Source organism: Streptoalloteichus hindustanus, from assembly GCF_900129375.1.
Taxonomy (GTDB): domain Bacteria; phylum Actinomycetota; class Actinomycetes; order Mycobacteriales; family Pseudonocardiaceae; genus Streptoalloteichus; species Streptoalloteichus hindustanus.
In genome coordinates this window covers 469,610-484,142 of the sequence record NZ_FQVN01000006.1, presented here as the reverse complement: position 1 = coordinate 484,142, position 14,533 = coordinate 469,610, and the positions used below count along the sequence as shown (strand labels likewise).

At 73.5% G+C, this 14,533-nt stretch carries 12 protein-coding genes and 4 tRNA genes; 8 read left to right on the top strand and 8 right to left on the bottom strand.

Annotated features, from left to right (window positions below; all coding sequences use genetic code 11):
- Positions 1-85: 85 nt before the first annotated feature.
- From BUE43_RS21050 to thrS, 6 genes are all read right to left on the bottom strand, one after another.
- Positions 86-1,084, bottom strand: coding sequence for an NUDIX hydrolase (locus BUE43_RS21050; protein ID WP_073485793.1), 999 nt, complete (start codon positions 1,082-1,084; stop codon positions 86-88).
- On the bottom strand, positions 1,072-2,226 hold the full coding sequence (locus BUE43_RS21045) for a glycosyltransferase family 4 protein (RefSeq protein ID WP_073485791.1): 1,155 nt from the start codon (positions 2,224-2,226) through the stop codon (positions 1,072-1,074). The genes BUE43_RS21050 and BUE43_RS21045 overlap by 13 nt, the downstream gene beginning before the upstream one ends.
- Positions 2,223-3,155 carry a phosphatidylinositol mannoside acyltransferase gene (locus tag BUE43_RS21040; RefSeq protein ID WP_143174298.1) on the bottom strand — a complete coding sequence of 311 codons (933 nt, stop codon included), beginning with the start codon at positions 3,153-3,155 and terminating at the stop codon, positions 2,223-2,225. The genes BUE43_RS21045 and BUE43_RS21040 overlap by 4 nt, the downstream gene beginning before the upstream one ends.
- A gap of 9 nt (positions 3,156-3,164) precedes the next feature.
- Positions 3,165-3,782: a phosphatidylinositol phosphate synthase gene (pgsA, locus tag BUE43_RS21035; protein ID WP_073485787.1), complete on the bottom strand. Its 618-nt coding sequence runs from the start codon at positions 3,780-3,782 to the stop codon at positions 3,165-3,167.
- Positions 3,783-4,063: 281 nt separating this feature from the next.
- Positions 4,064-4,642 carry an HIT family protein gene (locus BUE43_RS21030; RefSeq protein ID WP_234995836.1) on the bottom strand — a complete coding sequence of 193 codons (579 nt, stop codon included), beginning with the start codon at positions 4,640-4,642 and terminating at the stop codon, positions 4,064-4,066.
- Positions 4,643-4,677: 35 nt separating this feature from the next.
- Positions 4,678-6,756, bottom strand: coding sequence for a threonine--tRNA ligase (thrS, locus tag BUE43_RS21025; RefSeq protein ID WP_073485785.1), 2,079 nt, complete (start codon positions 6,754-6,756; stop codon positions 4,678-4,680).
- Positions 6,757-6,958: 202 nt separating this feature from the next.
- Here thrS and BUE43_RS21020 point away from each other — a divergent pair, with 202 nt between their 5' ends.
- The 3 genes from BUE43_RS21020 (at position 6,959) to BUE43_RS21010 (ending at position 9,990) form a co-directional block, all read left to right on the top strand.
- Positions 6,959-8,623: a sensor histidine kinase gene (locus tag BUE43_RS21020; RefSeq protein WP_073486177.1), complete on the top strand. Its 1,665-nt coding sequence runs from the start codon at positions 6,959-6,961 to the stop codon at positions 8,621-8,623.
- Between the two features lie 32 nt (positions 8,624-8,655).
- Positions 8,656-9,267 carry a maleylpyruvate isomerase N-terminal domain-containing protein gene (locus tag BUE43_RS21015; protein WP_200797608.1) on the top strand — a complete coding sequence of 204 codons (612 nt, stop codon included), beginning with the start codon at positions 8,656-8,658 and terminating at the stop codon, positions 9,265-9,267.
- A gap of 87 nt (positions 9,268-9,354) precedes the next feature.
- On the top strand, positions 9,355-9,990 hold the full coding sequence (locus BUE43_RS21010; protein ID WP_143174276.1) for a hypothetical protein: 636 nt from the start codon (positions 9,355-9,357) through the stop codon (positions 9,988-9,990).
- Positions 9,991-10,773: 783 nt separating this feature from the next.
- Here BUE43_RS21010 and BUE43_RS21005 read toward each other — a convergent pair.
- Both BUE43_RS21005 and BUE43_RS21000 read right to left on the bottom strand, forming a co-directional pair.
- Positions 10,774-10,845, bottom strand: a tRNA-Val gene (locus BUE43_RS21005).
- Positions 10,836-11,444 (bottom strand): TIGR02611 family protein, encoded by a 609-nt coding sequence (locus BUE43_RS21000; RefSeq protein WP_073485781.1) that lies wholly within the window; start codon positions 11,442-11,444, stop codon positions 10,836-10,838. Before BUE43_RS21000 ends, BUE43_RS21005 begins: the two co-directional genes overlap by 10 nt.
- Positions 11,445-11,914: 470 nt before the next feature.
- Here BUE43_RS21000 and BUE43_RS20995 point away from each other — a divergent pair, with 470 nt between their 5' ends.
- From BUE43_RS20995 to add, 5 genes are all read left to right on the top strand, one after another.
- Entirely contained in the window at positions 11,915-12,340 is a 426-nt protein-coding gene (locus tag BUE43_RS20995; RefSeq protein WP_073485779.1) for an SsgA family sporulation/cell division regulator, read from the top strand.
- A gap of 163 nt (positions 12,341-12,503) precedes the next feature.
- Positions 12,504-12,576: transfer RNA gene (locus BUE43_RS20990), tRNA-Gly, on the top strand.
- Positions 12,577-12,626: 50 nt separating this feature from the next.
- A tRNA-Cys gene (locus BUE43_RS20985) sits at positions 12,627-12,698 on the top strand.
- 1 nt (position 12,699) lies between these two features.
- Positions 12,700-12,774, top strand: a tRNA-Val gene (locus tag BUE43_RS20980).
- A gap of 443 nt (positions 12,775-13,217) precedes the next feature.
- A complete protein-coding gene (gene add / locus BUE43_RS20975) occupies positions 13,218-14,252 on the top strand; it encodes an adenosine deaminase (protein WP_073486173.1) in 1,035 nt (344 codons plus the stop codon).
- Positions 14,253-14,533: the final 281 nt, after the last annotated feature.

Sequence of the window (14,533 nt, the reverse complement as noted above, 5' to 3'; positions counted from 1 at the left end):
TGGCGCTCACCCGGCAGGGAACCCGGCGAAACCGCGCGCGGCAAGGGGATCGGCGGGCGCCGCAGGGGGATCGGCGGCGCCGACCTCACCGGACGGACCGGGTCCTGCCGTCCCACTCGGAGTCCAGCAGCCCCGGCAACACCTCGGCGAGCTGGAGCGGGTAGACGGTGTCCGCGGTCTCCCGCAGCTCCTCCGCCGTCCACCACCGGTGCCGGCGGATCGTCCGCGTCTCGACCTCCTCGAACCCCGAGGTGTCGACCGGAACGTCCACATCGGACAGCCGTGCGAGGAAGAACCACTCCTCGCCGTCGTAGGCCTGACCGTCCCAGCTGAACATCACGCGCCGCCGCCACACCGGGCCGACCAGCTCGTCGGCCGGCACGCGCAGCCCGGTCTCCTCCCACAGCTCGCGCAGGGCGGCCGCGCGCAGTTCCTCCCCCGCGTCGACCCCGCCGCCCACGGTGAACCAGAACATCTCCTGCGGGCAGGCCGGGTCGTGGCCGTGGAACAACAACACCCGGTCCCTGCCATCCACGAGCACCACCCGCGCGGCCGGGCGGAACACCGGCGCCGCCGCCTCCTCGCCGAGCGCCACCGGCTCGGCGATCTCGAAGTACTCCGGGCGCGGCGCCGTGCCGGCCAGCCGCAGCCAGCGGACCCGACGCCGGCGCCGCAGCGCCAACGTGTCGCGGACGGCGTCGTTGTGCACCCGGCGGGCCAGCACCACGCGTTCCTCGGCGTCGGCCAGCTCCGCCGCCAGGGCCGGGGGCAGCACCGACCGGTCGAGGTCGGCCAGCAGCCGGCCCAACGCGTTCTCGGCCGCCTCGCGGTCGGGCCGCCGCGCCCGCTCCGCGTCGTAGGCCGCCGCCCGCAGCCCCCGCCCGACCTCCGCGTCCACCCCGGCGGTCGCGGTCACCGCCCGCACGACCACCGCCCGCCGGGCCAGCGCCGCGTCGAGGGCGGCCCACGCGGCGTCGGTCCGCACGTGCAGCCGGTCCAGCCGGTTCGCCGTCAGCAGCGACCACAGGCCGACCACGGCGACCAGCAGGAGCAGCGTCGCCAGGAGAGTGATCACGACTGGCACGCCGCCGGCCCCTCCCCCGCCTCGTGCACCCGGCGCGGGTCGGCCGCGACGGCCGTCTCGTAGACCCGCAGCACCTGCGCCGCCACCACCGACCAGTCGAAGGCGGCGACCCGGTGGCGGGCCGCCGAGGACAGCTCGGCGCGGCGGACCGGGTCGCCGAGCAGCCCGCGCAACGCCGCCGCGAGCGGCTCCGGCTCCTCGACCGGCACCAGCACCCCGGCGCGGCCGTCGTCGAGCACCCGGCGGAACGAGTCGAGGTCGCTGGCCACGACCGGCGCGCCGGCGGCCATCGCCTCGGCCAGGATGATCCCGAAGCTCTCCCCGCCGGTGTTCGGCGCGCAGTAGACGTCGACGCTGCGCAGCGCGCGGGCCTTCGTCTCGTCGTCCACCTGCCCGAGCAGGACCAGCCGCTCGGCGAGCCGGGGGCCGGCGGCCCGCCGCAGGTCGTCCGCGTCGCCCCTGCCGACCACCAGCAGCCGCGGGTCCGGCAGCTCGTCGACGAGCAGGCGCATCGCCTCCAGCAGCACCGGCATCCCCTTGCGGGGCTCGGTGAACCGCCCGACGAACCCGACCGTCCCGCCCTCGCGGGGATAGCCCTCCAACGGCTCGGCGCGGTCGAAGAAGCCCACGTCGACCCCGTTGGCGATCTCCACGGCGTCCCCGCCCAGGTGCTCCACCTGCACCCGCCTGGCCAGCGCGGACACCGCGATCCGCGCGGTGATCTTCTCCAGGAACGGCCGCAGCACGCCCTGGAACGCCGACAACGCCCTGGACCGGGGCGTGGAGGTGTGGAAGGTGGCCACGATCGGGCCGTCGGCGGCCATCAGGGCCAGCATGGCCAGGCTCGGCGCCGTGGGCTCGTGCAGGTGCAGCACGTCGAACTCGTGCTCGCGGATCCACCGCCGCACCCGCGCGTAGGACACCGGGCCGAAGGCCAGCCGGGCCACCGAGCCGTTGTACGGGATGCCCACCGCCCTGCCGGCCGAGGTGACGAAGTCGGGCAGCGGCGTGTCCTCGTCGGCGGGGGCGAGCACGTTGACCTCGTGCCCGAGCCCCCGCAACGCCCGCGCCAGGTCCACGACGTGGGCCTGCACCCCGCCGGGGACGTCGAACGAGTACGGGCAGACGACGCCGATCCTCATCGCGCCGCCTCGGACCGCTCGGCCGACGCCCTCCCCCTGGCCGGCGGCAGATCTGCCAGCCACAGCCGCTGCAGCATGTGCCAGTCCTCGGGACGACGGGCGATGTCGGCGGCGAAGACGTCGGCCACCGCCTGGGTCGCCTCGGCCACCGCCGCCCTGTCCCTGCCGGGCACCGCCACCGGCGGGTGGATCTCGATGTCGTACCCGCGCTCCCCCGCGAACAGCGACCGCGCCGGGAGCAGCGCCGCGCCGGTTCTGGCCGCCAGGTGCGCGGGTCCGGCCGGCATCCTGGTGCGCTCGCCGAAGAACGTCACCTCGACCCCGGTGGCGGACAGGTCGCGGTCGGCGACCAGGCACACCACCTGGTTGCGCCGCAACCGCCGGGCCAATGTCATGGCCGGGGGCACCGGTCCACCGGAGGACGGCAGGATCTCGAAGCCCAGCGACTCCCGGTAGGCGACGAACCGCCGGTAGAGCGCCTCCGGGCGCAGCCGCTCCACGACCGTCGTGAACGGGCCGGAGTGCCCGACGAGCCAGACCCCCGCCGCGTCCCAGTTCCCCGAGTGCGGCAGCACCACGATCGCGCCCCGCCCGGCCGCCAGCGCGGCGTCCAGGTTCTCCTTGCCCCGGACGGACGGGTCGACCTCGCGGTAGAGCGCGCGGTGGTCCGTCGATGGCAGGCGGAACGCCTCGCACCAGTACCGGGCGTAGGACCGGAGCCCCCGCAGGACGAGATCGTCCAGCTCGGCGGCAGTGGCGGTCGGCACGACCCTGGCGAGGTTGCGGCGGAGTTGGCGGACCCCGGCGCCGGGCCGGCGCGCCGCGAGCTCGGCGCCGGCCAGGAACAGCCGCCGGGCCACCGGCTCGGGCAGCGTCCGCACCAACCGCCACCCCGCCGCGTACCCGGCGTCGACCAGCTTCGCCCGCACGCTCACCCGTCAGCCTCCATTCGCCGACTCCCTGGCCGAGCGGGCCACCGCCACCAGGCGCTGCACCACGGTCGCCACCGAGAGCGCCGCGAGCAGCCACAACGCGACGTCCAGCGCCCACGGCACGCCCAGTCCGGACAGGCCGGCGCCCACCAGGGCGATGATGAACCGCTCCGCGCGCTCGACCAGGCCGCCGTCCGCGGACAGCCCGGACGCCTCGGCCCGCGCCTTCACGTAGGAGATGACCTGCGCGGCGACCAGGCACACGAGGGCGGCCGCGGCCAGCGGCCGGTTGTCCGCGCCGGTGAAGCACCACCAGGCCAGCGCCCCGAACAACGCGCCGTCGGCGATCCGGTCGCAGCTCGCGTCGAGCACCGCCCCGAACGGGGTCCCCCGGCCCGCCGCGCGCGCCATCGCCCCGTCCAGCAGGTCGAACAGCACGAACAGGGTGACGACCAGGGTGCCGACGAAGAGCTGCCCGCGCGGGAAGAACCACAACGCGGCCAGCACCGTGCCGGTCGTGCCGACGACGGTGACGACGTTCGGGGTGAGCCCGCACCGGACCAGCCACGCCCCGACCGGATCGGTGACGCGGGAGACCGAGGAACGGGCGAAGACGTTGAGCATCGGGAAGTCTCGGCACCTACCGGAAGCGGAGGGACTGGTGGTTCCGGCAGCCTAACCAGCCCGCCGCGCGCCGCCGGCGGCGACACCTCCGCGACCGCGGGCCGACGTGGCGCGCGTTACGCCGGCCGGGCCGCTCCGGGTGGCGGTCCGGGGCGCACGCCCGGCACGCCACCCGGTCGACGGCGCTGGTCACACCGCTGGTCCCCAGCCCTGACCCGCGGCCCCGGTCCCCGGCGCCGGCCCCCTGGCGGTCGGGCGGGACCGCCGGCGTTCCCGGCGGGCTAGTCGACCCGCCGCCAGGCCTCCGCCAGCAGCTCCCTCGTCTGGCCCAGCAGCTGGGGCAGCACCTTGGTCTGCCCGACCACCGGCATGAAGTTCGAGTCCCCGCCCCACCGCGGCACGACGTGCTGGTGCAGGTGGGCCGCGATGCCGGCGCCGGCCACGGCGCCCTGGTTCATGCCGATGTTGAACCCGTGCGGGGCGGAGGCCAGGCGCACCGCCCGCATCGCGTGCTGGGTGAACTCGGCCAGCTCGACGGTCTCGTCGGCGGTCAGGTCGGTGTAGTCGGGCACGTGCCGGTACGGCAGCAGCATGAGGTGCCCCGGGTTGTACGGGTACAGGTTCAGCACCGCGTACACCAGCCGGCCCCTGGCGATGATCAACGCCTCGGCGTCGGGCAGCTCCACTACCCGGCAGAACGGGCAGCCGCCCGGCTCCGCGCCGACCGGCTTGTTCTCGCCCTGGATGTAGGCCATCCGGTGCGGGGTCCACAGCCGCTGGAGGGCGTCGTGCACGCCGACGCCCTCCTGGGCGACGACCTCGGGGGAGCCGCCGGCCGCGCCGGCCGGCCCGCCCGGCACCGGGCCCGGCAGTCCGTTCTCCGGGTCCACGGGGTTCACGCCGCGTCCACCGGGAAGGTCTCCGCGGTCGGCGAGGAGTTCTCCCGCCGCTCCACCCACCGGGTGACGGCGGCCACCGCCCGGTCCACCGGCACCCCGTTGATCTGGCTGCCGTCGCGGAACCGGAACGACACCGCCCCGGCCTCCACGTCCTTGCCGCCGGCCAGCAGCAGGAACGGCACCTTCTGCATCGTGTGGTTGCGGATCTTCTTCTGCATCCGGTCGTCGGAGAAGTCGACCTCGACCCGGATCCCGTTGGCGCGCAACGCCTTCGCCACCTGGGCCAGGTGCTCGACGTGCTCGTCGGCGATCGGGATGCCCACGGCCTGGACCGGGGCCAGCCACGCCGGGAACGCCCCCGCGTAGTGCTCGGTCAGGACGCCGAAGAACCGCTCGATCGAGCCGAACAACGCGCGGTGGATCATCACCGGGCGCTTCCGCGAGCCGTCCGACGCGGTGTACTCCAGCTCGAACCGCTCCGGCAGGTTGAAGTCGAGCTGGATGGTGGACATCTGCCAGGTGCGGCCCAGCGCGTCCTTGGCCTGCACCGAGATCTTCGGGCCGTAGAAGGCCGCGCCGCCCGGGTCCGGCACTAGCTCCAGGCCGGAGTCCTCGGCGACCTGGCGCAGCGTCTCGGTGGCCTGCTCCCAGACCTCGTCCGAGCCGACGTACTTCTCCTCGTTCTTCGTCGACAGCTCCAGGTAGAAGTCGTCGAGGCCGTAGTCGCGCAGCAGGTCGAGCACGAAGGTCAGCAGCGACTTCAGCTCGTCCTGCACCTGCTCCTGCGTGCAGTAGATGTGCGCGTCGTCCTGCGTCATGCCGCGCACCCGGGTCAGGCCATGCACCACGCCGGACTTCTCGTACCGGTAGACCGAGCCGAACTCGAACAGCCGCAGCGGCAGCTCCCGGTAGGACCGCCCGCGCGCCCGGAAGATCAGGTTGTGGAACGGGCAGTTCATCGGCTTGAGGTAGTAGTCCTGCCCCGGCCGGCGGACGGCGCCCTCGTCGTCGAGCTCGGCGTCGAGGTGCATCGCCGGGTACATGCCGTCCCGGTACCAGTCGAGGTGGCCCGAGGTCTCGAACAGCGTGCTCTTGGTGATGTGCGGCGAGTAGACGAACTCGTAGTCGGCCTCCTCGTGGCGACGCCGCGAGTAGTCCTCCATGACCCGGCGGATCACCCCGCCCTTCGGGTGGAAGACGGCCAACCCGGAGCCGATCTCGTCGGGGAAGCTGAACAGGTCCAGCTCGGAGCCGAGCCGCCGGTGGTCCCGCCGCTCGGCCTCTGCCAGCAGCTCCAGGTGCCGGTCCAGCGCCTCCTGCGACTCCCACGCGGTGCCGTAGACCCGCTGGAGCTGCGGGTTCTTCTCGCTGCCCCGCCAGTAGGCCGCGGCGGAGCGCATGAGCTTGAACGCCGGGATGTACTTGGTGGTCGGCACGTGCGGGCCGCGGCACAGGTCGCCCCACACCCGGTCGCCGCTGCGCGGGTCGAGGTTGTCGTAGACCGTCAGCTCGCCGCCGCCGACCTCCATCACCTCGGAGGTGTCCACGGCGTCCGCCGCGCCCGGCTCCGACTTGATGTCGACCAGTTCGAGCTTGTACGGCTCGGCGGCCAGCTCGGCCTTCGCCGCGTCGACCGACTCGACCACGCGCCGGGAGAACCGCTGCGCGCCCTTGATGATCTGCTTCATGCGCTTCTCCAGCGCCTGCAGGTCCTCGGGCGTGAACGGCCGGTCCACGTCGAAGTCGTAGTAGAAGCCGTCCCTGATCGGCGGGCCGATGCCCAGCTTGGCCTCGGGGAAGAGCTGCTGCACCGCCTGCGCGAGCACGTGGGCGCAGGAGTGGCGGATCACGCTCCGCCCGTCCTCGCTGTCCGCGGTGACCGGCTCGACCTCGGTGTCCGCCGCGGGCGCCCAGGACAGGTCGCGCAGCCGACCCTCGGGGTCGCGCACGACGACGACGGCCTCCGGCCCCTTGTTCGGCGCCCCCGCCTCGCGCAGCGCCTGGCCGGCGGTCGTCCCGGCCGGCACCAGCACGCGCGCTGCGGGCTCGGCGGACACGGGACTCGTCTGCGACACGGGGGTCTCCTCGACTCGGGGCGCGCCGCTCTGCCCGGCGCGCGAACGGGTGGTGCTCGTCCGCCGATGCTATCGAGTCCGCCCCACGCGCAACCTGCGGGTTTCCCTCCCCCGCCGGACGGGCGCGGCGGCCCGGCCCACGGCGCGGGGCGGTCAGGGCAAAGTGGGCGGACCGGACCGGCGAGCCGGCTACCGTCGTGGCGTGCCCGGTGCCCTGTCCCCGTCCGACCGCGGCCGTCAGCTGCGAGCCGAGCTGACGCGGTTCCTCCGCTCGTTGCTCCCGCCCCGGCCGATCCCCCGCCGCCGCCTGTTCTACGAGCTGTTCGTGCTGGCCCTCGTGCTCGGGCCGGGCGCGCTGTTCGGGCTCGCCGACTCGGACACCCCCTCCTGGGCCTTCGCGGTGGCCGCGCCGCTGGCCGCGATCCTCACCCTGCTCCGCCTGCGCTTCCCCGCGTTCACCCTGCTGGCGGTGGGCGCGTTGAGCCTCCTCTCGGCCGGCACGGTCAGCGTGCTGGTCGTCGTGGCGAGCTACGGCGCCGGGTACCGGGTCGCGCGCTGGTGGCGGCTCATCGTCTCGGTCTGCGGGGTCCTCACGTTCCAGATGACGGCCGCGTGGTTCCAGTTCCTGGGCAGCAGGAGCGTGCTGACCATCGTGCTGGCCTTCCTGGTGCTGGTGGTGGCGCTGCCGGCGCTGATGGGGCGGTACCGCGCGCAACGCCGGGCGCTGATCAACGCCCTGCGGCAGCGCAACGCCCACCTGGAGCGCGAGCGCCTGGTCGTGGCCGAGCAGGCGCGGCTGCGGGAACGCACGCGGATCGCCAGGGACATGCACGACAGTCTCGGGCACCAGCTCACCCTGGTGTCGCTCCACGCCGGCGCGCTGGAGATGACCGCGGCGCTGCCGGAGCCGCAGATGCGGGCCGTGCGGGTGCTGCGCGACGCGACCCAGTCGGCGATGCAGGAGCTGCGGCAGATCATCGGCGTGCTGACCCAGGAGGACGACGCCGAGCGGGGCGCCACGCAGACGCTCTCCGACGTCGACGAGTTGGTCACGCGCTCGCGCCAGGCGGGGATGAACGTCCTGGTGGAGCGGACGGGGCAGCACCGCGCGCTCCCGGCGCTGACCGAGCAGGCCGCCTTCCGGGTGTTGCAGGAGGGGCTGACCAACGCGCACAAGTACGCGCCGGGCGCGGAGGTGCGGGTCCTCGTGGAGTTCCGGCCCGCCGGCCTGCGGGTGGCGGTCGCCAACACCGCGCCGACCGGGCCGGCGCCCGACGGCGTCAGCAGCGGCGGCCAGGGGTTGATCGGCCTGCGGGAGCGGGTGGCGGTCGCCGGCGGCGAGCTGACCTCGCGGCCCACCGCCGACGGGGGGTTCGTGGTCGAGGCCGCGCTGCCCGACCAGCCCCCGGCCGACGCGGAGCCGGTCAGGGCGGCGAGCCCGAGCCCGACCCCGAGCCCGACCCCCGTGGCGGGGGCCGAGGACGCCGCCCCGCCGCCGGAGCTGCCCAGGGCCGGCACCACGGGGGTGTTGTGGGCCATCGCCATCACCGTCCTGGTGGTGTTCGCGTGCTTCGTGGCCTTCGTCTTCGTCGCCAGCCAGGAGTGGGGCGACATCGAGATGGGCCGGCCCGCCTACGACCGGATCCAGGTCGGGCAGCGGGAGGACGAGCTGCCGCCGCTGCCCAACGACGCCGGCGAGATCTGGCCGCAGGCCCGGCAGGCGGGCGCCCCGCTGCCGACGGGCGCGCGCTGCACCCACTTCCGCGCCCCCGACGAGCACGCGCCGAACAACGAGCTCGCGTTCTACCGCCTGTGCTTCCAGAACGGAAAGGTCACACAGAAGGACGTCGTACACACTCGCGAATGATCGTCTTCGCCCGTTGGAGTGAGGAGCGCCGAGTGCGTCGACACCTGTTCACCCCCGACGACCTCGACTCCGCCGTCGACGTCGTCGTGACCGCGCTGAGGTCGGTCGCGGAGACCGCCGACTGGTCCGCGCCCGCCGGGGGCCTGGACTGGGACTGCCGGAGCACGGTCGACCACCTGCTCGACGACCTGTTCACCTACGCCGCCCGGGTCGCCGTCGCCGCCCAGGAGCGCGGGGTGCCCTTCGCGGCGCGGGTCGGGGACGGCGTGCCGCCGTCCGGGGCACTGGAACTGGTCACGATCGGGGGGCGCCTGCTCTCCGCCGCGCTCCGCACCGCGCCGGAGGGTCAGCGCTTCTTCCACCCCTGGGGCACGACCGACGCCGAGGGCTACGCGGGGATCGGCGCCGTGGAGGTGCTGGCGCACGGCGCGGACATCGCCGCCGGTCTGGGCGTGCGCCTGGCTCCCCCGGCCGACCTGTGCCGCCGGCTGCTCGACCGGATGTTCCCGGACGCGCCGGAGCACGCGGACCCGTGGGAGCTGCTGTTGTGGTGCACCGGTCGGGCGGAGCTCCCCGGGCTGCCCCGACGCACCTCGTGGCACTGGCGCAACACCCCGCCGGAGGAGCAGGAAAAGCAGTCCTGACCAGCCAAAATTGTCAGGGGTCCCGGCTAGTGTCCTGGGTGTGGCCGAGGCGCACAGGGGGTGCGCCGCCAGGCCAGGGAGGCAGCAGTGGCGACCACGTCTGCAGTGATCAGGATCTCACTGGGGAGCTTCGTCGACTACAGCGTCGGCACGGGGTCCGTGCGCATCAGCACCGTCACGCAGCAGCGGCGGCTGTACGACAACCCCACCGTGTTCGGGCTCTCCTTCTACCCCCGCATCATCAACGCGATCCGCGCCGGCCGGGCGCGGGGTGACGACCTGGCGGCGCTGGCGCCCGTGGTCGAGGCCGCCCGGCCGCCGCAGCGCCCGCACTACGAGGCGGTCGCCGAGGGCTGGCTGGAGTGCACGCGGCACTGGAAGCCGGCGGTGGTCCCGGTCGGCTCGACCCGCTGGCGCTCCGGCGACCTGGACCTGGGGATCACCCCCCACCTGGGCCTCCAGGAGCCGAACGGCCGCACCCACGTCGTGTTCCTGTACGTCAAGGACCGACCGCTCACCAGGGACGGCGCGACCGTCGCGCTCCGCCTCCTGGAGCGCCACCGGGACGTCCTGCTGCCGGGCGCCGAACCCCTCGTGATCGACGTCCGACGACACCGCCACCACCGGCTCACGGCCCGGGCCAACCGCGCCAAGCTCGACGCCTGGATCGACGGCGAGGTGGCGGCCTACACCGCCCACTGGTCGTCCGCCGCCGTCGCGTGACCACCCGTCCGACGCGCCGCGGGCCCGTCATGACCGGGTCCGCGGCGCACCCCACCAAACCCAAGCCCCCTAACCGATTCCACTGTGGTCTGAGCAACGGGAGACGCCAGTGGGGTACGCGTCACCCACTCCCCCACCAGGAGGTCGCCGAACTGGAAGGCCGTCCACTGTGTCCTGAGCAGCAAGAGGCGCGAGTGGGGGACAACGAGCTGATCCGAGGCGGGAGACAGCCCGGAGGCAGGCCATCGCACCACCGGGAGCCGGGCTGCCAGCGGTCAGCCCATGAGCGAAAAGCGTTGAGCCACAAGGAAAACATGATCCGCAACCGTCAACGGGGAGCGAGATCTCCAGGTGTGCCAAGCCCCACACCCCACCCCGGTGTGATGCGCGGCGCGGGGAGGCCCGGCCCCGTGTGGGTGACAACGAGCGATCCCCGGAACTGAGCGGAAAACCACGCGGAAGCGAAAGATCAAAGGCGCTGTCGGACCCCTGAACGGAGCCAGGAAGTGAACGGGATCACTCCGGTCGGAGCGCCAACGACGCCGAGCGGGTTTGGGCAGCCGCGGCGAAGCCCGCGGCCCCGAGCACGTCAAGGGGAAGCCACAGCCGTGGCGGAGCCCACGGCCCCGGGGAAAGTGCGTTGGTGAAAGGGAAAAGCGCCCAGCGCTCGTCAGGGCGAGGAACTCGCGCCGCGGGGGTATGGGGGCTCGCCCCCCAACATCACGACCCCAACATCACGACCAAGGCCCCGGACGCTTCGCGTCCGGGGCCTTGGTCTTCGGGTGGGCGATACTGGGATCGAACCAGTGACCTCTTCGGTGTGAACGAAGCGCTCTCCCCCTGAGCTAATCGCCCGAGTGTTCTGTTGTCCCGACCGGGATGAGGGCGCTCCCGCGCCCGCCGTTCCCCGCCGGCAGGAGAAACATACAGGACCAGCCCCGCAAAGACGAAATCGGGGTGCCCAGCCACGGCAGGTCGAGCCGGAGCAGGCCCGCGACCAGCCCGAACACGTTCAGCAGCCAGAGGGTGCCGAGCACGACGACGCCGGTGGCGCCGGCCACGAGCAGCCGGGTGGCGAGGCGCTGGCGGCGCAGCCACCCGGTCCAGGCGTCGTACCGGGAGCGGGCGCGCCCCAGGACCCGCGCGGCCCAGCGGAACTCGGTGGCGAGGATGGCCAGCCCGGCGAAGACGATCAGCCACCCCGGCCCCGGGTAGGGGATGGCGACGACGCCGACGGCGAGGACGAGCCCGCCGGCCACGCCGACCCCGGCGCGGTACGCGAGCCGGAGGGCGGGGTTGCGCCGGAGGCGGTCCCGGAAGCCGAGCTGTTCCGCGACCTCTTCGAGCACATCGTCCGGTTCGCCGTTTCCGCCCCGGCGCGCGCCGGGAGGCAGCCGGGTCGGCGGCGGGGAATGCCGGCGGTCGCCGGGTTGTTGGTCCTGGCGTTCGGGCATGGCGCCGAACCGTCCTCCCGTGGCTCGCGACGGGCTCGTGGTGGGGGCGGGACCACAGCTTCCAACACGGGGGCCGTGGGCGACAGCGGGGCGACCGCCGTCACGCGCGACCGCGCTCACAGCGCGTCCGGCACACCGTTCCTCCAGCGTACGGTGGTTGTCGCTGCCCGAAGCCGGGTTGTTCGGCCACCCGGGAACCGAGCACGGGGAGACCCAACCGGGGGTCCACCTCACGGGGATTCCTCGCGTGCAGCGTTCGCGTTCAGATGTGGTCGGGGTCACGCTGGTCTGGTAACGGAATTGCCGGCGGACCCTGAACACGCACAGCAGCGCACTCGTCGCCCAGCGGAATATCGCTGACCCGTATGGGTGATCTATGCGCCGCAAGCGAGCGTTGAGCGCCACATCCGCGTCACAACTGTGGGGCTCGGTCGTTTCCTGGCCGGGAAGGAGCAGGAAAGGCGATCACAATGCGCAACGAACACGTGACACTCCGCTCTGCGGCGGTTTTCGACCTACTGGCACCTCGGACCCCTGCCGTTCCGGTGCAGGTGGAGCTCCGCTACGACACCCGCGACCCGTACGCCGTCGTCGCGGCGTTCCGCACCGGCCGCGCCGGGTGGGTGGAGTGGGTGTTCGCCCGCGACCTGCTGGCCGACGGCCTGATCGCCGAGGCCGGTCAGGGCGACGTGCGGATCCGACCGGCGGTGGACGACCCCGAGGTGGTCGTGATCGAGCTCAGCTCGCCGTCCGGCCACGCCGTCTTCGAGGCATCGGCCCAGGAGCTCGCCGAGTTCCTCGACCGCACCTACGACGTCGTGGTGCCGGGCAACGAGAACCTCTGGGTCGACATCGACGAGGCCCTCACGCACCTGCTCTCCAACGACCTGACCTGAGGAAACGCCCGGCCCCGACGCTGCGAGGGGACCCCGATTTGATCCCGGCTCGCAGCGTCGGCTAAAGTTTCGCTCGCAGCACGGCGAACGGGCCGGGAAGCGAAGCGGAAGTCAGGGGAACTCCCCGGCGACCGGGAGCGGAACGGACAGCCAGCCGGAGCGTGCGGACGTAGCGCAGTTGGTAGCGCATCACCTTGCCAAGGTGAGGGTCGCGGGTTCGAGTCCCGTCGTCCGCTCTGAGCGGCCCACTCTACCGGGCCGGTCTCCCCGGGGAGGCCCGGGGAACGGCGGAGTGGCCGAGTGGCTTAGGCAAGGGCCTGCAAAGCCCTGTACGCGGGTTCGATTCCCGCCTCCGCCTCGGGCGATTAGCTCAGTGGGAGAGCGCTACCTTGACACGGTAGAGGTCACTGGTTCAATCCCAGTATCGCCCACCATCAGGGCCCCGGACGCTTCGGCGTCCGGGGCCCTTGGTCTTCCCCGGATCGTCCGCACTTCTCGCGGCGGGAGTTTCCCACCTTATTCCGACCCACGCCGTCACGATCCAACCGCCACTCTTCGCATTTCTTTCACCACAGGTCGTGACGCTTTCTTTCTTCTGCGTCAAGTCGGCCCCTTTCGCCGTCCCCACCATTCGGCTCCGCCCCTTTGTGACGCGCATTACTCCACGCGGGCGAATCGGATCTCGAAGGCGGGAGCCCGAGCTCGGAACCGACCCCGTGCCGCGCTGGCGAATGGCCCAACAAGACGCGGGTGACGGACGTCGCAGGCGTGGGGCGACGTCGCCGGTTCGGGGGATGCCCGGGCCCGGCGGGAAGCGGGAAGGGTGGGGCGGAACGCCCGCTCCACAGCGCGGGACGCGGACGCCGGAGGGAACGTGATGGACGACACGGCGGCGGGAACGACACCGACCGCGCCGGCGCGGGACCTGCGCGCGCTGCCCAAGGCCCATCTCCACCTCCACCTCGCGGGCTCCCTGCGGCCGGAGACCCTCGTCGAGCTGGCCGCCCGGCACGGGGTGCGCCTGCCGTCCTCGCTGGACTGCTCCCGACTGGACGGCTGGGCCGGGTTCCAGGAGCTCTACGACGCGGCCCGCGCGGTGATCCGGACCGCGGCCGACGTGCGGCGGGTCGTGGTGGAGGCCGCGGCGGCCGACGCGGCCGACGGCTGCGGCTGGCTGGAGATCCAGGTCGACCCCACCGCCTACGCCCCCGTGCTCGGCGGGCTGCGCGCGACGCTGGAGGCCGTGCTGGCCGGGGCCGCCGAGGCCAGCGTGCCCACCGGCGTGATCGTCACGTCGAGCTGGGCCCGGCCGCCGGAGCACGCCGAGCGGTTGGCCGGGCTGGCCGCCGAGTACGCCGGGGCGGGCGTGGTCGGCTTCGGGTTGTCCAACGACGAGCGGCGGGGGCGTCCCGCCGACTTCGCGCCCGCCTTCCGGATCGCCGGCGACGCCGGCCTGCTGCGCACGCCGCACTCCGGGTTCTTCACCGGGCCGGACCACGTCCGCGCGTGCGTGGAGCTGCTGGGCGCCGACCGGATCGGCCACGGCACGTCGGCGGCGCGCGACCCCGCCACGCTCGACCTGCTCGCCAGCCGCCAGGTCGCGTTGGAGGTGTGCCCGACCTCCTACCCGCCGCTGGGGGTGCACGAGCTGGCGGAGGTCCCGATCGCCGCGCTGCTCGCCGCCGGGGTTCCGGTGGCGGTCGCCAGCGACGACCCGCTGCTGTTCGGGGTCGGCCTCGCCGGGCAGTACGAGCTCTGCCGCTCCGCGCTGGGTCTGACGGACGACCAACTGGCCACAGTGGCCAGAGACGGCATCCGCCGGTCGGCCGCGCCCGAACAGCTCGCCGCCGCAATGCTGTCCACAGTGGATCGATGGTGCGCCGGGGTGGGGTCGACCGCCGACGTCGGGTGACTTTTCTTACACCGACAGTGAAACCGGGGATCCGGCCCACGGGGAGAAGTCGACCTCGCACCAACCCCGTGACCGCGCCCAACCTGCGCGCCGCCCGCCGGCATGACCGAGCTCACCACCGGCGACCGCCGTCCGTGATCCACCATGGACGCACGTCGGTCGTTGACTCCGGCCGGGGACGTGAGTTGAATCCCGCCCGCGTGTCCGGTGTCCGGACAGTGGGTCCGCGCCCACCGTCCGGACTCACCGACACCGGGGCAGCGCGGTGTCCCCCCGGTCCA